At 42.8% G+C, this 22,154-nt stretch carries 22 protein-coding genes and 4 pseudogenes; 5 read left to right on the top strand and 21 right to left on the bottom strand.

Annotated elements, in window-relative coordinates:
• The first annotated feature begins 35 nt into the window (after positions 1 to 35).
• The 3 genes from guaB (at position 36) to AAC853_RS08535 (ending at position 4,576) form a co-directional block, all read left to right on the top strand.
• Positions 36 to 1,502 (top strand): IMP dehydrogenase, encoded by a 1,467-nt coding sequence (gene guaB / locus AAC853_RS08545; protein ID WP_338885381.1) that lies wholly within the window; start codon positions 36 to 38, stop codon positions 1,500 to 1,502.
• 81 nt (positions 1,503 to 1,583) lie between these two features.
• Positions 1,584 to 3,161 carry a glutamine-hydrolyzing GMP synthase gene (guaA, locus tag AAC853_RS08540; protein ID WP_340614281.1) on the top strand — a complete coding sequence of 526 codons (1,578 nt, stop codon included), beginning with the start codon at positions 1,584 to 1,586 and terminating at the stop codon, positions 3,159 to 3,161.
• A 218-nt stretch (positions 3,162 to 3,379) separates the two neighbouring features.
• Entirely contained in the window at positions 3,380 to 4,576 is a 1,197-nt protein-coding gene (locus AAC853_RS08535; protein ID WP_004243389.1) for a tyrosine-type recombinase/integrase, read from the top strand.
• A gap of 195 nt (positions 4,577 to 4,771) precedes the next feature.
• On the opposite strand, the gene AAC853_RS08530 is transcribed toward AAC853_RS08535, so the two are convergent.
• From AAC853_RS08530 to AAC853_RS08520, 3 genes are read right to left on the bottom strand one after another with little or no spacing between them, the layout of a single operon-like run.
• The gene (locus tag AAC853_RS08530; protein ID WP_340614280.1) at positions 4,772 to 4,969 is read right to left on the bottom strand and encodes a hypothetical protein; all 198 of its coding nucleotides are present in this window, start codon (positions 4,967 to 4,969) and stop codon (positions 4,772 to 4,774) included.
• 2 nt (positions 4,970 to 4,971) lie between these two features.
• Positions 4,972 to 5,613 carry an MT-A70 family methyltransferase gene (locus AAC853_RS08525; protein ID WP_340614279.1) on the bottom strand — a complete coding sequence of 214 codons (642 nt, stop codon included), beginning with the start codon at positions 5,611 to 5,613 and terminating at the stop codon, positions 4,972 to 4,974.
• Complete coding sequence (locus AAC853_RS08520) at positions 5,610 to 6,083, bottom strand: class I SAM-dependent methyltransferase (RefSeq protein WP_340614278.1); 474 nt, start codon at positions 6,081 to 6,083, stop codon at positions 5,610 to 5,612. Before AAC853_RS08520 ends, AAC853_RS08525 begins: the two co-directional genes overlap by 4 nt.
• A 230-nt stretch (positions 6,084 to 6,313) precedes the next feature.
• Here AAC853_RS08520 and AAC853_RS08515 point away from each other — a divergent pair, with 230 nt between their 5' ends.
• Together AAC853_RS08515 and AAC853_RS08510 are read left to right on the top strand one after the other, a co-directional pair.
• The gene (locus AAC853_RS08515; protein ID WP_340613247.1) at positions 6,314 to 7,354 is read left to right on the top strand and encodes an IS630 family transposase; all 1,041 of its coding nucleotides are present in this window, start codon (positions 6,314 to 6,316) and stop codon (positions 7,352 to 7,354) included.
• Positions 7,351 to 8,598 (top strand): hypothetical protein, encoded by a 1,248-nt coding sequence (locus tag AAC853_RS08510; RefSeq protein WP_340614277.1) that lies wholly within the window; start codon positions 7,351 to 7,353, stop codon positions 8,596 to 8,598. The genes AAC853_RS08515 and AAC853_RS08510 overlap by 4 nt, the downstream gene beginning before the upstream one ends.
• Before the next feature lie 64 nt (positions 8,599 to 8,662).
• Here the strand turns inward: AAC853_RS08510 and AAC853_RS08505 are convergent, their stop codons facing one another.
• The 18 genes and pseudogenes from AAC853_RS08505 to AAC853_RS08420 form a co-directional block, all read right to left on the bottom strand.
• Entirely contained in the window at positions 8,663 to 10,189 is a 1,527-nt protein-coding gene (locus AAC853_RS08505; protein WP_340614276.1) for a hypothetical protein, read from the bottom strand.
• Position 10,190: 1 nt separating this feature from the next.
• The gene (locus AAC853_RS08500; protein ID WP_340614275.1) at positions 10,191 to 11,111 is read right to left on the bottom strand and encodes a glycosyltransferase family 2 protein; all 921 of its coding nucleotides are present in this window, start codon (positions 11,109 to 11,111) and stop codon (positions 10,191 to 10,193) included.
• Positions 11,111 to 11,473 (bottom strand): GtrA family protein, encoded by a 363-nt coding sequence (locus AAC853_RS08495; RefSeq protein WP_340614274.1) that lies wholly within the window; start codon positions 11,471 to 11,473, stop codon positions 11,111 to 11,113. Before AAC853_RS08495 ends, AAC853_RS08500 begins: the two co-directional genes overlap by 1 nt.
• A 92-nt stretch (positions 11,474 to 11,565) precedes the next feature.
• Positions 11,566 to 12,603, bottom strand: a complete 1,038-nt coding sequence (locus AAC853_RS08490) for an IS630 family transposase (protein ID WP_340614273.1) — start codon at positions 12,601 to 12,603, stop codon at positions 11,566 to 11,568.
• A 69-nt stretch (positions 12,604 to 12,672) separates the two neighbouring features.
• Positions 12,673 to 13,887 (bottom strand): gp53-like domain-containing protein, encoded by a 1,215-nt coding sequence (locus AAC853_RS08485; protein ID WP_340614272.1) that lies wholly within the window; start codon positions 13,885 to 13,887, stop codon positions 12,673 to 12,675.
• 1 nt (position 13,888) lies between these two features.
• Complete coding sequence (locus AAC853_RS08480; RefSeq protein WP_338885326.1) at positions 13,889 to 14,542, bottom strand: DUF2612 domain-containing protein; 654 nt, start codon at positions 14,540 to 14,542, stop codon at positions 13,889 to 13,891.
• A pseudogene (locus AAC853_RS08475) lies at positions 14,539 to 15,726 on the bottom strand (baseplate J/gp47 family protein). Before AAC853_RS08475 ends, AAC853_RS08480 begins: the two are co-directional and overlap by 4 nt.
• Positions 15,719 to 16,063, bottom strand: coding sequence for a contractile injection system sheath initiator (locus AAC853_RS08470; protein ID WP_338885324.1), 345 nt, complete (start codon positions 16,061 to 16,063; stop codon positions 15,719 to 15,721). The pseudogene AAC853_RS08475 and the gene AAC853_RS08470 overlap by 8 nt, the downstream one beginning before the upstream one ends.
• Positions 16,060 to 16,759 (bottom strand): annotated as a pseudogene (locus AAC853_RS08465) (Gp138 family membrane-puncturing spike protein). The gene AAC853_RS08470 and the pseudogene AAC853_RS08465 overlap by 4 nt, the downstream one beginning before the upstream one ends.
• Before the next feature lie 2 nt (positions 16,760 to 16,761).
• Entirely contained in the window at positions 16,762 to 17,577 is an 816-nt protein-coding gene (locus AAC853_RS08460) for a baseplate hub protein (RefSeq protein ID WP_340614271.1), read from the bottom strand.
• Between the two features lie 92 nt (positions 17,578 to 17,669).
• Entirely contained in the window at positions 17,670 to 17,852 is a 183-nt protein-coding gene (locus tag AAC853_RS08455; protein WP_340614270.1) for a phage baseplate plug family protein, read from the bottom strand.
• A 12-nt stretch (positions 17,853 to 17,864) separates the two neighbouring features.
• Positions 17,865 to 19,018, bottom strand: a pseudogene (locus AAC853_RS08450) (IS3 family transposase).
• A gap of 103 nt (positions 19,019 to 19,121) precedes the next feature.
• Complete coding sequence (locus AAC853_RS08445; RefSeq protein ID WP_340614269.1) at positions 19,122 to 19,337, bottom strand: hypothetical protein; 216 nt, start codon at positions 19,335 to 19,337, stop codon at positions 19,122 to 19,124.
• Positions 19,337 to 19,652 (bottom strand): annotated as a pseudogene (locus tag AAC853_RS08440) (phage holin, lambda family). Before AAC853_RS08440 ends, AAC853_RS08445 begins: the two are co-directional and overlap by 1 nt.
• A 283-nt stretch (positions 19,653 to 19,935) precedes the next feature.
• The gene (locus AAC853_RS08435) at positions 19,936 to 20,319 is read right to left on the bottom strand and encodes a hypothetical protein (protein WP_340614268.1); all 384 of its coding nucleotides are present in this window, start codon (positions 20,317 to 20,319) and stop codon (positions 19,936 to 19,938) included.
• Positions 20,320 to 20,387: 68 nt separating this feature from the next.
• On the bottom strand, positions 20,388 to 21,431 hold the full coding sequence (locus tag AAC853_RS08430; RefSeq protein ID WP_340614267.1) for a DNA-methyltransferase: 1,044 nt from the start codon (positions 21,429 to 21,431) through the stop codon (positions 20,388 to 20,390).
• Positions 21,432 to 21,522: 91 nt separating this feature from the next.
• A complete protein-coding gene (locus AAC853_RS08425; protein ID WP_340614266.1) occupies positions 21,523 to 21,738 on the bottom strand; it encodes a hypothetical protein in 216 nt (71 codons plus the stop codon).
• A 181-nt stretch (positions 21,739 to 21,919) separates the two neighbouring features.
• Positions 21,920 to 22,154: hypothetical protein (locus AAC853_RS08420; protein WP_340614264.1), on the bottom strand; the 235-nt coding region annotated here is incomplete at its 5' end.

Below are 22,154 nucleotides of genomic sequence, written 5' to 3'. Positions count from 1 at the left end.
CTCTTATTGCTCCATAGCCTGGTGAGATATTGCCCATGTTACGAATTAAAAAAGAAGCATTAACTTTTGACGATGTATTGTTGGTTCCTGCCCACTCAACAGTCTTGCCTAACACAGCAGATTTGTCCACTCAATTAACTTCCGCTATTCGCCTGAACATACCTATGCTTTCCGCAGCCATGGATACTGTGACGGAATCTTCACTGGCAATCGCACTGGCACAAGAAGGGGGCATTGGCTTCATTCATAAAAATATGTCAATTGAACGCCAAGCTGAAGAAGTCAGCCGCGTGAAGAAACATGAAAGCGGTGTGGTGACTGATCCTGTCACTGTCACGCCACAAACGACTCTGCGCGAAGTTCATGAACTGGCCAAACGTAATGGTTTTGCGGGTTACCCAGTGGTAACAGGAAAAAACGAACTAGTAGGTATCATTACTGGTCGTGATGTGCGCTTTGTGACTGATCTGGAACAACCTGTAACTGCGGTGATGACGCCTAAAGAGCGTTTGGTGACGGTAAAAGAAGGTGAAGCCCGTGAAGTGGTTTTGCAAAAAATGCACGAGCAACGTGTTGAAAAAGCGCTGGTTGTTGATGATAACTTCCACTTGCTTGGCTTGATTACCGTGAAAGATTTCCAGAAAGCAGAGCGTAAACCAAACGCATGTAAAGACGAACAAGGTCGCCTGCGGGTTGGCGCTGCGGTAGGCGCGGGTTCTGGCAACGAAGAACGTATTGACGCATTGGTTGCTGCGGGGGTAGATGTTCTGCTTATTGACTCCTCCCATGGCCATTCTGAAGGTGTATTGCAGCGTATTCGTGAAACTCGCGCTAAGTATCCTGATCTGCCCATCATCGGCGGTAACGTAGCGACAGGTGAAGGTGCCAAGGCACTAGTAGAAGCAGGTGTGAACGCCGTTAAGGTAGGTATCGGTCCTGGTTCTATTTGTACAACCCGTATCGTTACTGGTGTCGGTGTTCCTCAAATCACGGCCATTGCAGATGCAGTTGAAGCACTGAATGGCACTGGTATTCCTGTTATTGCAGACGGTGGTATCCGTTTCTCTGGTGACATTGCTAAAGCAATTGCGGCGGGTGCATCATGTGTGATGGTTGGTTCCATGCTGGCAGGAACAGAAGAATCTCCAGGTGAAATCGAACTTTACCAAGGCCGTTCTTTCAAATCTTATCGCGGCATGGGCTCTTTGGGCGCAATGTCCAAAGGCTCTTCAGATCGTTACTTCCAATCTGATAATGCGGCTGACAAACTGGTTCCTGAAGGTATTGAAGGTCGTGTGGCTTACAAGGGGCTGCTGAAAACCATCGTTCACCAGCAAATGGGCGGTTTACGTTCTTGTATGGGACTGACGGGTTGTGCAACCATTGATGAACTAAGAACTAAAGCCGAATTCGTTCGTATCAGTGGTGCAGGTATTCAGGAAAGCCACGTTCATGACGTGACAATCACCAAAGAATCACCAAACTATCGTTTAGGTCTGTAATTTTATTCAGAGTGGCTCATCATTGGGCCACTGACTTTTTTTATTTTTTAATCGCCACTTGTTTTTGGAATTCACCTCAAAATGACAACTAATATCCATCAGCATCGCATTCTGATCCTTGATTTTGGCTCGCAGTATACCCAGCTTATTGCTCGCCGCATTCGTGAAATCGGTGTTTATTGTGAACTTTGGACATGGAATGTCACTGAAGAACAAATTCGTGAATTTAATCCGAATGGTATTATCCTTTCTGGTGGACCAGAAAGTACGACTGAGCACAATAGCCCACGTGCGCCGGAGTATGTTTTCAATGCAGGTGTACCTGTGTTGGGTATTTGCTACGGTATGCAAACCATGTCTATGCAATTGGGCGGTCAAGTTTCCAACTCTGATGAGCGTGAATTTGGTTATGCGCAGGTTGAAATCAAGAATCATTGTGAACTATTCCGCGATATCCAAGATGCCCTGAGCGAAACCGGCAAACCACTGCTGGATGTATGGATGAGCCATGGTGACAAAGTAACGGCAATCCCTGCTGACTTTACAACCATTGCCAGCACAGATACTTGCCCGTTTGCTATCATGGCTAACGATGAAAAACGTTTTTATGGCGTACAGTTCCATCCTGAAGTCACCCATACTCACCAAGGCCTGAATATCCTGCAACGTTTTGTACTGGATATTTGTCAATGTGAAGCTTTGTGGACGCCTGCTTCTATCATCGATGATATCGTAGAACGTCTGCGTACGCAGATTGGTGATGACCATGTTATTTTGGCTCTGTCTGGCGGCGTGGATTCTTCGGTCACCGCACTGCTGTTGAACCGTGCAATTGGTAAGCGCTTAACTTGCGTTTTCGTCGATAATGGTTTGCTGCGTTTGAACGAAGCGGATCAAGTGATGGAGATGTTTGCAGGTAAATTTGACCTGAACATCGTGCATGTTAAAGCGGAAGAGCGCTTCCTGTCTGCACTGGCAGGCATTGATGAGCCAGAAGCTAAACGCAAAACTATCGGTCACGTATTTATTGATGTGTTTGACGAAGAAGCATCGAAACAAACTCAGGTGAAATGGTTGGCACAGGGCACGATTTATCCAGATGTCATCGAGTCCGCAGCATCTGCAACTGGCAACGCCCATGTGATTAAATCTCACCACAATGTTGGCGGCCTGCCAGAAGATATGAAACTGGGTTTGGTTGAACCACTGAAAGAATTGTTCAAAGACGAAGTACGCCGTATCGGTCTGGAATTAGGCCTGCCATATGACATGCTGTATCGCCATCCATTCCCAGGACCAGGCCTTGGTGTTCGCGTATTGGGCGAAGTGAAAAAAGAATATTGTGACCTGCTACGCCGTGCTGATGCTATCTTTATCGAAGAACTGCATAAGGCAGATCTGTACCATAAAGTCAGCCAGGCATTTACCGTATTCCTGCCAGTTCGTTCTGTGGGTGTTATGGGAGATGGCCGTAAATACGACTGGGTTGTATCCTTGCGTGCGGTAGAAACTATTGACTTTATGACCGCTCATTGGGCGCATCTGCCATATGACTTCTTGGGCCGTGTCTCGAACAGAATCATTAATGAAATTGATGGTATTTCACGAGTAGTCTATGACATCAGTGGTAAACCGCCAGCAACGATTGAGTGGGAATAAAATACCGTTTATCAGCAATAGTTGATAAAGGTTAAAAAACCAAGAGCCATCAGTAAGTTACTGGTGGCTTTTTTGTTTTCTATGGTTGCTAATGGTTGACAAGAACCGAAAAAAATGACGGTATAGGAGACGGTATCAAAATATAAATTATAAAATTAAGACACTGATACCGTCATAAATTTGCTGTCATTTGACGGTATCAGCATTGAGGTTATAGCATGCTGACCGATACAAAACTAAGAAGTTTAAAGCCACAAGACAAGCTTTATAAAGTGTCTGATCGAGATGGCTTATACGTTGCAGTGACAAAAAGTGGTGTTATTTCATTTAGATATGATTATCGTTTTAATGGAAGGAGAGAAACAGTTACTTTTGGTCGATACAGTGCTGACGGTATTACACTTGCAGAAGCAAGAGCTGAATTAATTGAAGCAAAAAGGCTACTAAACGCAGGTATATCGCCAGCTTCAAAGAAACGTGACGGTATTGAGAGTAAAAAAATAGGGACGGTATTCAAAGACTATACCGTCAATTTCCTTCGTGATGCTCAATATGCCGACTCTACAAGGGCCATGAAAGAAGCAATTATTGAAAAAGAAATCTATCCTGTATTCGGCAAGCTTCAACTAGAAGAGATCACTACACCACGGCTTAGAGCTTTGTGTGAAAAGATAAAGGATAGGGGAGCAAAAGCGACCGCATTACAAGTGCGTGAGATTATTGGCTCTGTTTTTACTTATGCCATAGATAGAGGTTATGAAATTACTAACCCAGCAGATGCAATAAAAGCATCTTCCATAGGGACTTTTCAGGCACGAGAAAGGGCAATGTCGCCGAAAGAAATCGGTATCTTATTTCGTGAACTAGAAAACTATAGTTGTTATCCAACCTTAAAATTGGCCGTTAAGTTTGTCTTGCTAACATTAGTCAGAAAGTCTGAGTTTATTCACGCTACATGGGATGAAATAGACTTTAAAAATAGGCAATGGGTGATCCCTAAAGGGCGAATGAAGGGGAGAAAAGAGCATGTTATTTATCTCTCTGACCAAGCAATGGATATCCTAACCGGTATGAAAGTTTGCGCGATGGGAAGCAATTACTTAATGCCTGGTCGATATGATATTAAAAAGCCACTTTCTAATGCTGCATTGAATAACGTGATTGATGGAACCGTAAAACGTATCAATGAAAAAGGTATTGAGTTCGAACCGGTTACTGTTCACGATTTACGACGTACAGCCAGCACGCTATTGCACGAAGCCGGTTATAACTCAGATTGGATAGAGAAATGTTTAGCACACGTTCAAAATGGCGTTAGAGCCGTTTATAACAAGGCTGAATATGCTGAACAGCGTAGGAAGATGTTACAAGAGTGGGCTGATATGGTGGATGAATGGATAAAAGAGAAAGATTAACGCTCGGTCATTCTTCGCCAAGTGTTTTATAAGCAAGTAGTGACGATAGATAAAGTACACCAACAACAGGCCAGATTGTGGAGTAAAACAGTCTGGTCACAATATCTTTTATATTGTCGCTTTCGTACTTAGACTCTGAAAATAGGTATCCAGCAAGCCATAAGTACACAGCTAATAATGTGAGTAAAATAATCATTAGCCGTTTTTCCTTTTGTACTGAGCATGATCATCACCACACTCTTTAGAGCAGTAAGCGCTGTTCTCTGTTACAGGCTCTTCACGACACCAGATACAAAACCCAGTTAAGCTTTTTACTGGTGGCTCTCTGTTTGCTAATGCGGTGTTGATTTGTAGGGCCGTTAAGTCATTAGCATCATCTGCGATATCAGGCATATTTATTCCTTACAAATAAAATGAGAGTTGATAAGTTCGATACTGTTGTTAGGACATTGATTGCCCCATGCATCCCAACCTTGTGACATGTCACGAGCAAATAGCTCAATGCGATTAACATCACCGTACAATTGTTCAAGACGGTTTTTTACTTCCCACGGCTTTTCGCTATGCTCACCTAAACAACTAAATACGATTTGTTTAACGCTAGCACTAATGCGCTGTAATCCATTGCCTCGAGTAGCGATTAAAACATCTTCACTATTGGCTCTGGTGTAGTTTCCCCCATTCATTTTTGTTTCAGCATCTAATAGTTCAAACAGGTCGTGATAATCAAATAACTCACTGTTTTGAATCGACTTATCAATTCGTTGCCATGCTAAAGGGTTAAACTTAACCCATGTAAAAGCTTTCATTGTGCGGACTTTAAAGCCCCAAGCTTCAGCTAATTTAATAGCCTCGAGTACAAATTTGCCTGTATACCATATGGCAAGAACTGCGTTATCAGATGCAATAGAATGAATAGGGATATGGGTTAAATCGAAGAGGGAAGTTGTCGGATAATGATTTTTAGCAGCACCGTTTGAAACTTTATTTTTGTAATCCCACGGAGGATCACAATAGATAAGGTCGTATTTTTTCATTTAACCTCCTTAAGAAAAGAGATCCCGTGCGTCTTATCATTTTTTCCTACACGTTGTACTGCTGTTGGTTTTTGGTCTGTTAGTGCTAAAATTTGTTTAACAGGTATTTGGGTTTCATTCCATTTGAACAGCAATGTTCCTCCAGGCCTAAGCACTCTAAATGCTTCACTAAACCCTTTACTTAAATCTTCTCTCCATGAGTCTTTATTTAACGAACCGTATTTTTTAAACATCCAACTATTTTTACCAACTCTAATTAAATGAGGTGGGTCAAATAGCACCTGATAAAAGGTATTATCTGGTAATGGAAGGTTTTTAAAATCAGAAATAATATCTGGTGTTATATTTAAAATTCTTCCATCACATAAAATATGTTCTTCAGCTCTAATGTCATTAAATAAAACTCGGTCGTCTTGTTTATCAAAATAAAACATACGAGAGCCACAACACATATCAAGTATCGGTTTCATTCTCTTCCTCTTTAATCATTACCAATAAACCATGACAGCTGTTGCTAAAAATGCACCCCGAACCCCTTTACTTGATTCATGGTAATATGCTGAATAACCAGGCTTGGGAACTGCTTTGAAATAACAAATAAATAAGCTTTCAAAATAGTAGATCACTTGAAGGGAACTCAGTCCAATTTTTGCGATCTGATTAATCGCCAAATCAAAAAAATCCCAAAATGGACTGAGTGATGCGAATCATAGCACCAATACCCCGAAATGAACGACGTCAGATGAAAAAATTTATTCATAAAACCCGAGATAAAGATTACGCCCGCCGACTCATGGCACTCTTGATGTTACATGAAGGTCAGACCGTTTCTTACATCGCCAGAACCCTTCATTGTTCACGTTCTTCCGTCCATCGTTGGATAAATTGGTTAACGTTATATGGGCTGGAAGGATTAAAAAGCTTACCGAGAGGAAGGCCTACTCGATGGAATTTAGCCCCGATTTTTAGCTTGTTGTCGTTCTTATTATCACACTCCCCGCAGGATTTTGACTGTTTGCGTTCACGCTGGAGTATTGAACTTATCACTCAGATAATCAATGAATTATTAGGGGTATCACTGTCGAAAAGTACGCTTTATCGTTACTTTTGTCAGGTGGGTATTGTCTGGCGAAGAGCGGCGCCTACTGTCAAAAAGCCTGATCCGGAGTATGACGAAAAAATGGCAAAAATCACCGAAGCCTTAGCCAACGCATCAGAGCAACATCTTGTTTTTTATGAAGATGAAGTCGATATCGATCTGAATCCTAAAATCGGGGCAGACTGGTGTCTAAAAGGACAACAAAAACGCGTGATGACACCGGGGAAAAACCAAAAGCACTACCTTGCAGGCTGCCTTGATGCCCGAACAGGTCAAGTGACTTATGTCGGTGGTATAAAGAAAAACGCTGATTTATTTATCAATATGTTAGAGAAAATTAATCGTCAGTATCGTCAAGCCAAAAGTATCACGTTGATTTTGGATAATTATGGTATTCACAAAAGCCATAAGGTCAGGGAATGGCTAAAACAAAATCCTCAATTTAACCTGTTATTTTTACCGGTCTATTCGCCATGGCTAAATAAGATTGAACGCTTGTGGCAATCCTTGCATGAAACCGTCACCCGAAATCATTGCTGTCAGTATATGTGGCAACTCTTAGCGTGCGTTGAAGAATTTATGATTGCATTTTCATTCGGGCAACAACCGGGAATGAAAAAAATGAGTGTATCGTTATTATGAAAGTTTATTTATACGTTACCCCAGTTTCAACTGGCGCATATTCATACTCTGATTCTTTGACAAAGTATAATTTTATGACGGGATCAAGCTCTGCTATGAGTTTTATTGATGATGTAAAAATGTCCACAACATACGGATTTTGTTACGATGGGCATGATAAGCTATATCAAATAGATAGATTCAATCAGCAGCCGAATCAAGATGGTAGGTTTGAGCAAATAAGAGTTTACAGTATAAGCAATATGACATTGATTGCTATAATTCCTATGCCTAGGGAACCAGTTAGAGAGGGGTTTATACAGGCCATTGATTATCATCAAGGTATTTTGTATTTTTATACTGGCGGGGCATATCTTGGTACTGAAACATCAAATAAAGCAGTTACAAGTATATATGCGGCAAGTTTAAACGGGCAAATATTATCAGGTGCACAATATTCTGCATTATCATTTGCATCTCGATTTAAAGAGGATGAGAGTTCAGGTTATAAATATGAGGCGCAAGGAATTTCAGTATTAAATGGAAAGATAAAGGTTTTATGCTATGTAAATGGATTTGCAAATATCCTAGAGTCTTCAGATAAGTTAAGTGGTGTTTTTGTAAGGCAGGGTATTGGCGGGAGTTCGTATATAAGGCCTCTGACCTATAGTTCATTTTCAGATCTTAATGTATCTAATGACGACTTGCTATCATCAGGTGATGCAATTGGGACATTAGCAGATAGGATGTTAGATAACTCTGTTTTAGAGTGCTCTTTAGATCGAACAAATTGGGGGGCAATTACATCTCAGTTGGGTATTTCTAATGGTAATATTAGAATTTATAGGGCCAACGCAAACAGGATTTCAGGAGAGGTTAGTCAATCTGATTCTGATAGGATTCCTTATGTTACTAATTTTAGTGTATATAGTGGCGTTACATCGATATTCTTACGGAATTTAACTACCAGAACAAAATCAAAATTATTATATACTGGGGCTTTAATAGCTACTGTTGGGGACGTTATTAATTTTGATAATCACACATACACCACTATATCAATAGCATGCACCAATTCAACCTCATCAAACCCTTGCGCTATAACCACTTATAATCATGGTAATATTAGTTTTCTTATTGATAATAATGTATCAGTAGCGATATCTAATGGTAATTCTATTTTGCAGTTTGTATTCACATCAACAGGCATAAGGGTTGTTGGAACATCAGGAAGCCCAATTGTTAAATATATATTGGCAGAGTAGGGTTACAATTAAATGAAAAATAGAATAGGCACATATTTATATATGCCTATTCTAAATTAAATATCTATTTTATATCTGTAATAATAGGATTATTATATACAAGAAATATAGTATTGTTATATTTCAATATCTCATCAGCTTTGCCAATTTGCTTTTGCGCGCCTTCTACACATATTTTAACATCAGGGCATGTATCACCACCAGTTTGCCCTGGTGTTATTGCTAAGAATTGTCTTTGTGGTTTTCCATCAATAAACTCTTTTGTATGCCAAGTTGTTAAAGTTTGGATTCTAGTCCATTCAAAGTATACATTTCCAGTTTTAGGATTAAAAAATACAGGAGTAACATGTATTTGATCATTTGAAAGCCAATTTACAGACATTCCCATTGAATACCAAAAGCTACCATAACCATAAGTTAGATTATTTTTTAATAAGAATGACATATAATCAGGTATAGGATTTTTATATTCACCACGCATGAATGGCGAATTTATATAACCTACAACTGAGACACAAATAGTTATTATTAATGGTATTAGATATAATTTTGATAATTTTGAACTGATTGATATTATCATTAAAACTATCGGTGCTATATTAACATAAAATCTTTGATGAGGAACCTGATTACCTATTATTGATGATGAGTAAATACCGAGAACTGATAAAGCACAGCAGATTGCTAATAATCTAACTACTCCACCTTTACGTATACAGGAAATTATTGCTATGAAAAACACAGAGACCCAAATAAAAAAGATAGTATAAGCAGTAAAAATTGTAACATTTGTCCATAATGGGAGCATTTTGGCTGTTAAAATTACTGCGTTATGTGCATTTGATAACATTTGGTCAGTAGTTGTTATAGTAAACTTACCTATTGGTAATCCTAATATATGTTGAACAATATTAAATAATGAAACAAAAAAAGCTAATATTATTATCCCAAGATAAAGCATCCTTTTTTTATTTTGATAGAAATTAAATGTTTCTGTTATTAATATAGGTAAAATAAAAGATGGTAAAATCCAAGGATCAGAAGCAGCAGATATAACGGATAAAAAGAAAATTGATATAGCAGGAAATATTTTTCTACTAGAACTAGTTAGTATATATATAGCTAATATTATAAATCCATAAGCATTAGTAGAATTATGCGAAAACGGGTGAGCATAATAATTTGCATATAAGTCGGATGAAATAAATGTTATAGATATTAACGTTAATATTGCTGTTGTTTTCCCATAGATGTGGTTAGTAATTTTAGCAGCACATAAGCATATAGCAATGATAAAAAGTGCGCTTGATAGTACTAAAGGAACAATTCCATTATTATCAAAAATAAAAAACAACAAAAAATTAACAGGGTAGACAGTAAAATACCAGTTATCAAAAGTCGGCTTCCAATGATGGAAGGCTGAAAATCCATAATCCAAAAACTCTTTCCATACAATAGGGCTATTGGCTGCATCAGGATCTGCTATCCATTTTATACTAAATTTTGATGTTAGAAAAATTGTAATTATACAGGAGAGAATACACATTGTATAATAAGTGTAATCTATTATTTTTTTATTTTTTATAGTCATATTATTTATCTCCCTGTTTTATTAAATACTTAGGTCTTTTTTTGCTTTCAACATATATTCTTCCTATATACTCGCCAAGAACACCGATACCAATAAGTTGAATTCCGCCAAGGAATAAAATAGAAACTAGTAAAGATGGGTAACCTGGAACGGGATTCCCCCAAATCAGTTTATCTATAATCATCCATCCGCCATAAACAAATGAAATTGCGCCAACAAATAAGCCAATGTATGTCCACATACGGAGTGGGAAAGTTGAAAAGCTGGTGATCCCCTCTAATGCAAGATTCCAAAGTTTCCAGCCATTAAACTTGGATTCACCAGCGGAACGCTCAGCACGAGAATATTCGACGATATCTACTTTTCCACCCACCCAAGATAGAACACCTTTCATAAATAAGTTGCGTTCAGGAAGCAATTTAATATTCTCAACTGTTTCACGAGACATTAAACGGAAATCACCTACGTTTTCTTCAATCTTTGGTGTGCTGATTTTGTTATGCAATTTATAGAACCACTCTGCTGTTTTGCGTTTCAACCAACCATCAGTAGATCGGTCAGTTCTTTTTGCTAAAACAACATCAGCACCTTGTTTCCATTTTTCTATTAATTGTGGAATAACTTCTATAGGGTCTTGAAGGTCAACATCAATTGGGATTATTGCTTCACCAGTGGCATGATCTAATCCAGCAAAAAGTGCAGGTTCTTTACCAAAATTTCTAGTAAAATTTAATGCTACTACTTGCTCATCAGCTAATGACAACGCATTAATGATATTTTCAGTTGAATCTTTACTGCCATCATTAATAAAAATAATTTCAACATCATATTTTTTTAGTTCTTCATTTTCACGAACCGTTTTATAAAAAATAGGTATCGCTTCTTCTTCATTGAAAACAGGAACAACTAAAGAAATTTTCATTACTCTATTCCTTTAAAGACAAATAATTTTGAGTAGAAAAAACCAAGAACAAGGCTAATTGCTGAAAATGCAACTAAGGTAATTATTGGCATTGCGTTTAGTTTATCGGCTATAAATCCAGTCAGGTAACTTAGAACCCCCATAAAAACTGTGAATGCTATGTATCTTCCACCAGTTGCTTTCCTTTTAAATGTGAACTTGGCGTTAGCAAAGAAGGAGAAAGTGACTGCAATGATGAATGCGATCAGGTTCGCAGTAGCCTGTGTTGAGGAAACTAAATAAACCAAAATGCCGAACACCACCCAATGCAAGAGTGTGTTAATAACACCAACAGAGAAGTATCGTGCAAATAGCTGGAGCATAATTAAATTATCTATAATAAAAATTGATGAGAGAGTTTATCATTAATGTAAATTTAGGTCAGCATTCTATATGTTTGTTTTATTATACCAATCTAACTTGAAGATGCCGGTTTTAAAATCTGAAAATTGTCAGTCAATCGAGTCGTCAGTTCTTTCGCTTTTTCTGGCAAAGTGACATGAAAAAAGTGACGAAGGGTTTCACGGAACGTCTTCGCATTCGGGAAATAGACATTATTACGCACCTGCTCATTCATATACTTCCACAATCGCTCTATCGGATTGAGGTTTGGGCTGTAGGGCGGGAGGTAATGCAATTCAATATTCAGGACATACGCAATATCTTTCACCCACTCTGCCCGGTGATAACCCGCCCCATCCAGAATAATATGGATCCTTTGCGAAAGCGGGTAAGTTTCCCGGATTGCCCCGAAGAAATACGCGATGTTTTTAGCATTGATGCTCGGATATTCACGGATCACGGTGTCTTCAATACGTTGTAAATTGAGCGCACCCAGAATATTGAGACGGGTACGACTGCCGGTGGTTTCGACCACTTTGACCTGATTTTTTCCTGCTTTCATCCAGCCATAGCTGAGCTTTGTGGACTGGGTAGGATGCACCGCATCAATAAATAGGATAGGTTCACTCTGACCCACTCCGTTTTTCAGCGATTGGTAATCATCAATAAATTGTTGCTGTTTATCCGCATCAAATTTATGCGGAATGCCCTTCGGTTTCTTGTAGCTGAAACCCTGGCGGTGAAGCCATTTTGTCATTCCGCCCACGCTGAAAGACACCTGCCAACGGGCTTGGACATAGGCCACAATTTGAGTGGTCGTATGCATCAAATTGGCCGTCAAATAATCAATCAGGTCGGTGGTTTGTTCGGCAGAGAGATGGCTTTCAGACCCGCCATTTTCCGGGGTGAGCTTTTCCTGAGCGATGAAATCTTTCAGGTGACGGCTGACCGTACTTTCATGAATACGCAAGGCCTGTGCAATCATCTGAGCAGTCCAGCCTTCAGAGGCCAAAAGCACGGCCTTGATGCGATCACAGACTCGACTGTCACGAGTGGTATCATGCATCAATTCGAGGGCACGTTTTTGTTCTGGTGTCAGATGAATTTTCATGGTCGTAAGCATGATCTGGTTTGGGGGATAAATCAAGCATCTTCAATGGCGATTGGTATAGAAGAAATATTAATATCCTATTGCGAAAAAAAATAATGTTCCATATCCTACACCTCTTATCCAATATGTCAATGTCGATTGATTAAATGTTTTTGCATATAACACATACTCATCAGGATTCAGTGACTCTGCATTACATGATACTTGCACAGATAGACATGTGTTAGGGAATCGTCTGGGAAAATTAACATGCTTATCTCCCCAGCCATCATGAAATTGCACACTCCCCCATTGATAAATTATTCCCGTATCCTTACATTCCCACCACCCATTAGCAGAACGATTTGCAGCGCTTTTTACGCCATACCTACTATCACTCTCCCCTCTGGTATAACACTCTCCTCTAACCGCATAATTCCCTGCAGGCTGGTAATTCCCTTTGGGTTGATAACTTCCGGCTGGTTGATAATTCCCTCGTGGCTGATATTTATCATCAGACTCCCTTTTTGTGTAGCTTTCCCCGCGAACGGCGTAATTACCTGCAGGCTGATAACTACCTTTAGGTTGGTACTTATTGTCTGATTCTGATTTAGTGTAACTTTCACCTTTGGGCGCATAACTGCCCGCTGGCGCATAATTACCTTTCGGCTGGAAACGCCCGTCACTCTCATCTTTCGAATAGCTATACCCGGCAGTCAGATAATTCCCCATCGGCTGGTATTTCACATCTGATTCTGACTTAAGATAACTCTCCCCTTTCAGCGAGTAATTACCTGTAGGTTGGTAGTTGCCTTTCGCCTGAAAACGGGTATCGGACTCTTCCTTGCTATAGCTGTGCCCTGCAGGTGTATAGTTCCCCAATGGCTGGAAGCGCTGATTAGCGTCTTCTTTGTTGTATGCACCAACATCATCCGCCGTCAAATCGGCTTTTAACTCAATCCAGGCATTACCAGCAGTTGGCTCTTCCTTGTTATTCTCAATCCGTGACTGCCACAGCTTTTGCTTATGGTAGACCAGCCCACGTAACGGGTAAGGCTGTGCCTCTACTGTCCATTGCGCCGCGCCAAAGGTCTGCATCTCTCCCACCGCTTCGGTGATATCGTGGAAAATGCCATTCATTTTCTCGCGTTCGATATCTTTCGCTGCTGGATCGGTATTCTGATCACGTTCGTAATCGTAGCCGTAACCTTGTGTATAAGAAACTGCGCCGTCTGGCTGGACTTCATTAGGAATAGCAACCTTGTCCCCTTGCGCCGCAAAGGGAGTTTTAAAGATTTTTGTCATATTAAGCTCCGAAGTTACTGCTTAAGTAGTTGGTGTGTTTTTTGCCAAAGCCAAAGGCTTTTTTGGTGACAACGCGGTATTTGACACCCACGCCAGAAGGACGTGGCATCAGGTCAAAGTTTTCCAACAACACCCGCAAGTTTTCATCAGGGTTGAAGTTGAAGACGTAATACATATAGGTCATGTCGAGCGGATCGAGTACAAACACTTTACTGTCATCACGCCAGAAAAAACGCGCCAGAAACGTGTTGATATTGACGACCGTAGGGCTTTGCGTCAGGTTAAAATAACGCATACGAATGATTAGGCGCTTCTGGCTGGTGGTTAGCATCAGGGTGTAATCGGCATTGCGCCGGAAATTCCCCTTAAAGTTGCGTTTCTTGCCGAAACCCAAGCCGATTTTGGTTTTGTCACTGGGTGCCACATCAATACCCAAAGATACATCCAGGATACGCGCCCAGACGGCCAACCCGAAATCGTTAGCGGTGTCGATATTGAAGACATTGCGATACCAGTTGCGCCAGAACGCGACATTGCTCTGCTCAAAATACGCGGCTTTGCGGTGTGCCAGTGTGTTCAGCTTTGGCGCATTTTCATACTGCCAGAGAATGGCCCGCAGCAGGTCAGAATGAAAATCCAATTGTTGTATCTTCATACGATCACCACCTGTACTGAGCCCCGATGCAGCCGTGCTACTTCATTGAGTTTGATGGGGATCGTCCCTATCAACCAGTTCTGACCCTCGGTTGACAGCTCCACCTTGGTGATAAAGAGCCGGGGTTCAATGCTGTTGATCGCGGCGGAGATTTCAAACGGCGACACTTCGCGCCCGACCACCAACCCGCTATCACCTTCCAGCTCCCCCCGTACCCACCGCTCAATAGCGGCGGGAATAATGCTTTGCGCATCCATCGTGGATTTTTTCACGGTAACACGACAGAAGGTAATTTTTTCCGTTGGACGGTCAAAGCGGATCTCATACTCCTGACCACTCACGCGTTCGGTCACGGTGACGATTTCCTTGCCGTTATAGGCTGCACCGATGGTTTTGGTCCGCAATAAGGCCCGGGCAATTTCTTCACGGTCACCCCCTTCCACGCAGACATAGACGCTATGAGGCAACAATTTAATGCCATCAACCGTGATGATTTGAGGGGAATAGTTTTCACGAAATGACAACGAATTCACTCCCTCCAGTTCGTACAGCGACGAGGTGATCGCCTCACCCACGCTGACCGTATTTTTTGCCAGCGTCTGTTTGCGCCGCTGTCGCGCGCTGATATCGGATTCAGCTTCCCGCCCCACCACCGCATGGGTAGGATTGCTGACGGTTTCCCAACCCAGAATAGAACTGACCACCCGTTCAAGGTGGCCGGCCTTACATTCAATTGCGCCGAACAAGACCGCCCGCATATCGCCGGTGGTTTTACCCTCTTTACCGATAATCAGGGTACTGATGGTTTCAAACCGTACACCGGTGACTGATTCCGCCTGCGCTCCTTGAGGGATAACGGTATCGGGCACGCCGCCAAATTCAACATTGGACAGGTAAGAACGGGTGGCCGCAAAGCGACTGCCCCCCATCAACGCCCAAATCGCATCCAGAAATATTCCGCCCGCGATATCGGGGTTAATCTGGTTGGTCAGCTCGGCATTGTTACGCACCATCGCGTCACGGTTTTCGGTTTCCATCGTCACCAGTACACCCTATGGGGTTTCCGGTGACAAATCGATGTCCTGCCCGAACGCTGCGCGAAAATCGGCTTCCACGGCGTCGCGCAAGTCTGCCGTATCCGGCACAATCACGCCCTGTCGGGTAATATAGTGATAATCAGCCATTGAGGGTAAAACTCCCGTAAGTTGAGCGGATCACGGCAACGTAACGCAGTTCGTCATCCGCCATTTCAGCCTGAAAGGAAACAACCTCATCTACCCCGTCCACCTCACGCATCCGCTCACGGAACGCCGCTTCAAACATCGGAATATCCGCGTGACGCCCGAAGGTGGTTTTCCAGTAAGGAATACCCTTATCCACCTTGTGCAGCATCTCGCCCCGTAATGCACGGGCGTAGTGGATACACAAGTTTTTAACCGCCTGTTCACCTTGGCAAAGCGACAGATTACCGTCATCGCCCAGCATTAAATCGTTATTGTCATCCACAGAAAACGTGATCATAGTGGCGTCCCCGTATTGCCATCACCGGTTCGTACCCCGCTGTGTTGATGGGTATCCCCGATATTGTGGCCGTTATGCCGCATTGTGCCGCCATAAGAATCGCTGTTACCGTTGACCGCATGGTTACCATTGATGGTGACATTGCCAGTGAATATCGTTTCAGGCGCGTTGATCTCGAATTTCGGCGTGTCCAGTACGGCTTTATCGCTGTGAAGAGAAAGGCAAACGCGGCCATCCAGCGACTGGATAACCAGCGCATCCAGATTTTTGCCATCAATGGCCCAGCCTTTTATCGTGTCAGGAAAAAACATCGCATCGCTGAACGAATGGAGCCGGGCGGTGTTGGGCTGATCTTCCTGTCCACCGCGCTGGAATATCAGGCTGATATCACGGTCATTGGCTTTCAGCCAGCCAAAATCCCCAGGTTTAAGCGGCACACGTAAAAAGAAACCGCCCCCGCCAAAACGAAACACCGGAATGTTATGCACCGGCGCACGAGATATCGTTTGGCCCTCCGTGGTCGTCATCATCACCAGCGGTTTGATGACGGCTCTATTAGTTAGTCGCCTCGTCATAACTGACGATGGTGGCAGGCAGCATATCTTCGACATTGAGCAGTAGGTTACGGAATGCCGCCATAAACTGCCCGGCGAGACTGCCTTCGCTCGCCATATCGCTATTGGGTTGATTGTTCATCGTTAGGCTCGTTTGCAAGTGGCGGTGTAGAAAAAGGCATCATCATGAGAGGCAATATCGAACTTCAGTTGTTCGATAATGTAATCACCGTTCAGCGACTTATTCAGTTTGCTGTCCAGCCGCAACAGGCCGCCCAGAAAAGATTCACCGTCAATCAGAAAACTGACATCTAAACCCTTTTCGGTGGCTTTGGGAATACCCACCATGCCGGACTTCATGTTCAGAATACGCAAGCGATTTTTCAGCGCCTTATCGCTGTCTTTGACGTACAGCACCTCATCATCAATAAAGACTTTGACGCCGCCTGCTTCCTGTAAGCGGGTAATTTGCGACAAGGCCGCGCCGCAGTAATACCAATTGGCAATCTGCTTATCGGTGGCCTGAAAATCCAGTTTGACCTTACAGTCATTGGCAATGCCCTGTGCTATCTCGGACAGTTTTTTCAGTGCCCCGCCAGAGGAGGAAACAATATCACCACTGCGGCTGTTACCCGTTTTGGCTTTTAATGTCAGTGTGACATCCGGTGGCGAGGCAATTTCAGCGCTGACAATATCGCCAACAAACACCCGAAACAGCCCCGTATTCACCCGCCCGGCTTCCAGTATCAGGCGGCGTGGCTGCTTGCTTTTGGTGTAAGGGCTGGTTTGGGTGAGGAGAAAATCGCGGGGGTCGCTGCTTAAGCCATCAATATTCACGGTGCATTCATTTTGCAGGGGATTGGCGTACTTGGTGCCGGAAGCCGAGATACGCATGCCTTCGTACCAGTTCAGCCGCCCGCTGACTTCAATCCCCAGCCGGATGCGTCGCAGATTTATCATCGGGACTCCAGTAAATTAACGTTTGGGTGGATTCGAACTTTTCCCACCAGGGCAATTCGTGATTTTCGGTCAACAAAACAAAATTGCCGGTGCTAAGGAATTAACCGCGTATTAGGCACTAAGCGGCTACCCTGAACCACTATCACCTCATCGCGCTGGATATCGCATAGCATCATGTTTCTGGCGGCTTTGATGGTGATCACCCAATTGGCATCATCTAATGTCACCGCCAGTCGCTGATTAGGAATAGCCCGTAACGGGATTTCGCGCATCATTGGCTGTTCTGCTCAAGAAAAATCGGACATTTTTACGAAGGCCATTTCATATTCCACAGGAGTTAAATCATTATTAGCCGTGTGTAATCGCGTTAAATTGTAATAATGCAGATAATCCAGCCCATCTTTTTTCATCTCCGCCTGATTTTCATGATGAATTTTGAAGAGCCAATCATGTTTTAAACTGCCAAAGAAACGTTCAACGACTGCATTATCCCAACAGGCCCCCACATCCCCCTGACTCGCTCTCATATCATAACTGTCGAGCAGATTCCGATATGGCTGGCTTGTATATTGGCTGCCTCTATCACTGTGAAGAACACAGCCTTTTGACGGCTGGCGTAAGTGATACGCTTTCGTTAAGGCCTGGCTGATCAGGGTCGTATCTATCTCCGTTGACATCTGCCATCCCACGATACGCCGCGAGTATAAATCCATCACGATGGCCAGGTATAACCAGCCTTCAGGCGTTTTGAGATAGGTAATATCGCCTGCCCAGACTTCATTCGGGGCCAACGGATTAAAGTTCCGGTTAAGCAGGTTACAGGCCGTTGATACAGCTTTCCCTTTGCGTGGAGCCCGGTAGCTTTTACGCTGCCTGACGGATAAGCCGAGCTGTTTCATCAGCTTTCGGGTTCGATAATCACTGATAGTAAAGCCTTCTTTGCGTAATTTTTTCGCCAATACCCGATAGCCTAAGCTTTCCCGGCTTTCTTTAAACAGCGCGGTGGCTTTTTGGTGCAATGCGCGTTGCTCATCGGAAAACAGCCGAACGGGTTTTGCCTGCCAGGCATAAAACGTGGAATGACTGACTTTCATCACGCGACATCACTGGCAAATGGGAAATTGCTCTGCATGTTCTTTGATGAACCAACACCTTACAGCAGTTCTCTCGCAAAGAAGGCGCTCGCCTTTTTTAAGATCTCTTTCTCCATTTTTAGCTGTTTGTTTTCTTTACGAAGCTGCAATAACTCCTGTCGTTCCTCAGGGGTTAACGCTCCGGGTTTGGCTTGCTCCACAGCCTGCTTTCGCCATGTATACAGGAGTTTTGTTGAGATACCCAAAGTTTCAGCCGCCAGTGGGACAGTATAACCCTGTTCAACAACCAGATTGACAGCTTCTCTTTTAAAGTTATCAGTAAATTTTTGGGGTGATTTTCGTTTCATAAAGACACCTTAATTAAAGTCATTCTATTCCTTTACCAAAATGTCCGAATTTATTAAAGCACAACAATATTGCCCGGATTATGATTGCGAATGCCTCTGCTCATCAGATCATTCCCCGTCGTTGTTCATACGCTGCCAACATCCTGATGAATTGGTAGCGTTCGTAAAAATTAAAATAGCCTTTTAACCATTTGTACCGAAGTTCACGAGCGAGCTTTAGAAAAAACTGATCATTACGCCAATGACGACGCAGTTTGCGCAGTGCCCACCAGTGGTGAATCTGACAGATGGTATTTGCGCCGGGCATATATTGGCTCACTATTTATCCCCCAACCGTTTATTGATAGCTCGAACAGCAAACTCGCGTATTTTCTCAACGCCAATAAAAACCAACGGTGCCCCCGATAGCCGGTGCAAAATTGATAGGAATGCCAAACATCTCCAGACCACTGGATACACTCCATGACAAGGCACCACAAAGCAGCGCCTCTACCCAGCGGTTCTTACGTTCCACACCGTCGTAAATTAGTCGGCCGTAACAAATGGCTATTGCCAACACTGAGCCGGATATTTGCGGCCACGAGTTTTTTAGGCCATTTAACATATCAGCCCATAAATCAGGATCTTCTTTCATCTTCATATTCCACCCCATTAGAACAATGGGCGTCCGTGGGGTGAAAATAGGTTCGCCCCTGTGAGTTGTAGTAAGTGGGTTGCCAGCCGCAATAAGAGATACGGAGGTTCTGTGAGTGATTGCGGTGGCAAATTCGATTAATGAATTGATGGCCACTTCTTGTTTTAGCCCCTCAAATGAGGGAGAAAAAACGGAAAATAGTCATAAAAAAGAAAAGGCCGAGCAGGGAGCGCGGCCTTTGCATCGTCAGTTACTCTATTTTGCGATAAAAATAAGCAAACCTTTAACCAAACCAATCCATTACTTCTTTCTTCATTCCTGTAAAATGCTTAAAATATTTAGCATTAGTTGAAGTAACGTGGTAGTACTTAAAACAGTTGAATGCTTCGTCATCCCAATTAACTTCGACTCCAGCTTGCGACATCCATTCATCATACCCATAGGATGGCTTTGGGTTATCGATATTAACAATCAAAGAATTTAATAATGGATACTTATTTTCATAACAAAAATGACCTAAGCAACCTGCATATTTTCCTACTGTTTTACGACTAAAGCCAAAAATACACTGTAGCTCATAATAAGTTACTAACTTCTTATTACGAGCCGCATTGATCATATAGCGTAAGAAAATATTTAATATATTTGGATCAACAGTACTGTACATAAATGATTTCCTTATATCTTAATGAAAATTACATTAAAATATAATCAACTACTCTTATCAATCGTGATTTATCCTTTTAGGAAAATAAGGTCATCGATCTCTTGCTCGGTCTGCTTAAACCGTTCCTCTTCCAGTTCCACACCCAATACACGGCGATTGAGTTTCAACGCTGCTTTCAATGTTGCCCCAGACCCCATAAAGAAATCAGCCACCAGATCCCCTTCACGACTGCTGGACTGAATAATATGTGCCATCAGGTCAGCGGGTTTTTCGCAGGGATGTTTGCCCGGATAATATTGGACAGGCGCAAATTGCCAGACATCGGTATAAGGCACGGCGGTGGTGACGGTGAACGAACGGCGCATTAAACCGTATTCCTGCCGCAGTTCTTCATATTGGCGCGATAATGTCAGGTGAGATCCCACCAACTCATCATAGGGTTTGTTCAGTTCGCCGCACTGGTGCTTTTCTTTAGCGATACGGTCAAATAACACCTGCAGTTTCTGATAATCGACTTCATTGGGTAACTGCCATTGGCTATCGCTGAACCAGTGGCTGGCCATCTGCTTTCCGGTAGCCTTGTGAATGTCTTTCGCCGTGATACCTAACGTTTTCCGGGCATCACGAAAATAATCAATGAGTGGTTTAAATACCGACTGTTTCAGTTCGCGGCATTGCTTGAAATAGCCATCGCCTTTGGGATGATAAGGCCCTTGATAATGCTCGGCAAAAATGATGCGTTCTGTAGCCGGGAAATACATTCGCAGGCTTTCTTTGTTCTGCCTGCGCCATGGGGCAGAAGGCTTCGCCCAAATGATATGGTTCAACACGTTAAATCGTTCACGTACCAGCAGCTCGGTATCAGAGGCCAGACGCGAACCACAGAACATATACAGGCTACCGTTGGGTTTCAGTACCCGCCAGAATTCAGCCAGTAGTTCATCCAGCCACGCAAGGTAAGCCGTAACATCTGCCCACTGGTTATCCCAACTGCAGTCTTTTACCCGAAAGTAAGGCGGGTCAGTCGCGATAAGGTCGATGCAATTATCCGGCAGGGTTTTGATAAATTTCAGAGAATCGTCGTTAATTAATGTGATACCACTTAAATTCACAATATTTTTCCATAAATCGACGCTGGCTAATTCTCTGGAATAACCACAAGGTAAAAGGCTGGTGTGATCACATCCCCCAGCCGCTTACCTCTTAAGAAACTATCCCCTCAAGGGTAACGTTTAAAAACGTGTCGTTGTCCCGGCTTTCCATCAATCCAGCCAGGCAAAATTGAGTTAACAGTAATTGGCAACGCGGCGTGGATAGCCCCGTCAGGGTGGAAATATCGGAAACAGACGCCCAATCATACAGAGGGACTGTTTCCAGAACACAAGCGGCTGCTGTTGTCATATCTTCATGTTTTAGCATGATAATGTTAACCTTTTGGTCAGTTAGTCGGCGTGAACACACATGTAACTCTGACCAGACAAAACAGCAAGCCTTATGTTTATTTCAGGTATAAAAAAACCTCGCGCTTGGCGAGGTTTGTTTGTCACGGTTACAAGTAGCGCAACATATACTGCAATGGTGGCTCATTGGCTCAAAGATGTCAACACGTTCGTGACAATATTTTTAATTTTCTTGTCTGTTCCCGACACGTAAAGGCATCTTGTAGAGGTTGATAAAGTAAATATTCGGTGGCTTTTAATATTTCTTCAACCTCACGGCGGCAGGTTGATAACGAAGGTTTCCGAAAAACTAGCTGACCACTACGGCGTACCATTTTTCTCGGCTTAACGATGTTATGGTAATAACGAGCAATAGCCCGGTCTGAACTGTTAAAT

Origin of the sequence: Xenorhabdus thailandensis (assembly GCF_037996785.1) — a bacterium.
GTDB classification, from domain to species: Bacteria; Pseudomonadota; Gammaproteobacteria; order Enterobacterales; family Enterobacteriaceae; genus Xenorhabdus; species Xenorhabdus griffiniae.
Note: the sequence above shows the minus strand (reverse complement) of the source record. Positions and strands in the feature narration are given on the sequence as shown.

Bases quoted from the DNA above. Each gene is read 5' to 3' on its own strand.
- AAC853_RS08515 (WP_340613247.1), top strand. From the start codon at position 6,314: ATGCGAATCATAGCACCAATACCCCGAAATGAACGACGTCAGATGAAA.
- AAC853_RS08510 (WP_340614277.1), top strand. From the start codon at position 7,351: ATGAAAGTTTATTTATACGTTACCCCAGTTTCAACTGGCGCATATTCA.
- AAC853_RS08500 (WP_340614275.1), bottom strand. From the start codon at position 11,111: ATGAAAATTTCTTTAGTTGTTCCTGTTTTCAATGAAGAAGAAGCGATA.
- AAC853_RS08520 (WP_340614278.1), bottom strand. From the start codon at position 6,083: ATGAAACCGATACTTGATATGTGTTGTGGCTCTCGTATGTTTTATTTT.
- AAC853_RS08435 (WP_340614268.1), bottom strand. From the start codon at position 20,319: ATGTACAGTACTGTTGATCCAAATATATTAAATATTTTCTTACGCTAT.
- AAC853_RS08530 (WP_340614280.1), bottom strand. From the start codon at position 4,969: ATGCCTGATATCGCAGATGATGCTAATGACTTAACGGCCCTACAAATC.
- guaA (WP_340614281.1), top strand. From the start codon at position 1,584: ATGACAACTAATATCCATCAGCATCGCATTCTGATCCTTGATTTTGGC.
- AAC853_RS08495 (WP_340614274.1), bottom strand. From the start codon at position 11,473: ATGCTCCAGCTATTTGCACGATACTTCTCTGTTGGTGTTATTAACACA.
- guaB (WP_338885381.1), top strand. From the start codon at position 36: ATGTTACGAATTAAAAAAGAAGCATTAACTTTTGACGATGTATTGTTG.
- AAC853_RS08425 (WP_340614266.1), bottom strand. From the start codon at position 21,738: ATGCTAAAACATGAAGATATGACAACAGCAGCCGCTTGTGTTCTGGAA.
- AAC853_RS08525 (WP_340614279.1), bottom strand. From the start codon at position 5,613: ATGAAAAAATACGACCTTATCTATTGTGATCCTCCGTGGGATTACAAA.
- AAC853_RS08535 (WP_004243389.1), top strand. From the start codon at position 3,380: ATGCTGACCGATACAAAACTAAGAAGTTTAAAGCCACAAGACAAGCTT.
- AAC853_RS08455 (WP_340614270.1), bottom strand. From the start codon at position 17,852: ATGATGCGCGAAATCCCGTTACGGGCTATTCCTAATCAGCGACTGGCG.
- AAC853_RS08505 (WP_340614276.1), bottom strand. From the start codon at position 10,189: ATGACTATAAAAAATAAAAAAATAATAGATTACACTTATTATACAATG.
- AAC853_RS08480 (WP_338885326.1), bottom strand. From the start codon at position 14,542: ATGAAGATACAACAATTGGATTTTCATTCTGACCTGCTGCGGGCCATT.
- AAC853_RS08470 (WP_338885324.1), bottom strand. From the start codon at position 16,063: ATGATCACGTTTTCTGTGGATGACAATAACGATTTAATGCTGGGCGAT.
- AAC853_RS08485 (WP_340614272.1), bottom strand. From the start codon at position 13,887: ATGACAAAAATCTTTAAAACTCCCTTTGCGGCGCAAGGGGACAAGGTT.
- AAC853_RS08460 (WP_340614271.1), bottom strand. From the start codon at position 17,577: ATGATAAATCTGCGACGCATCCGGCTGGGGATTGAAGTCAGCGGGCGG.
- AAC853_RS08490 (WP_340614273.1), bottom strand. From the start codon at position 12,603: ATGAAAATTCATCTGACACCAGAACAAAAACGTGCCCTCGAATTGATG.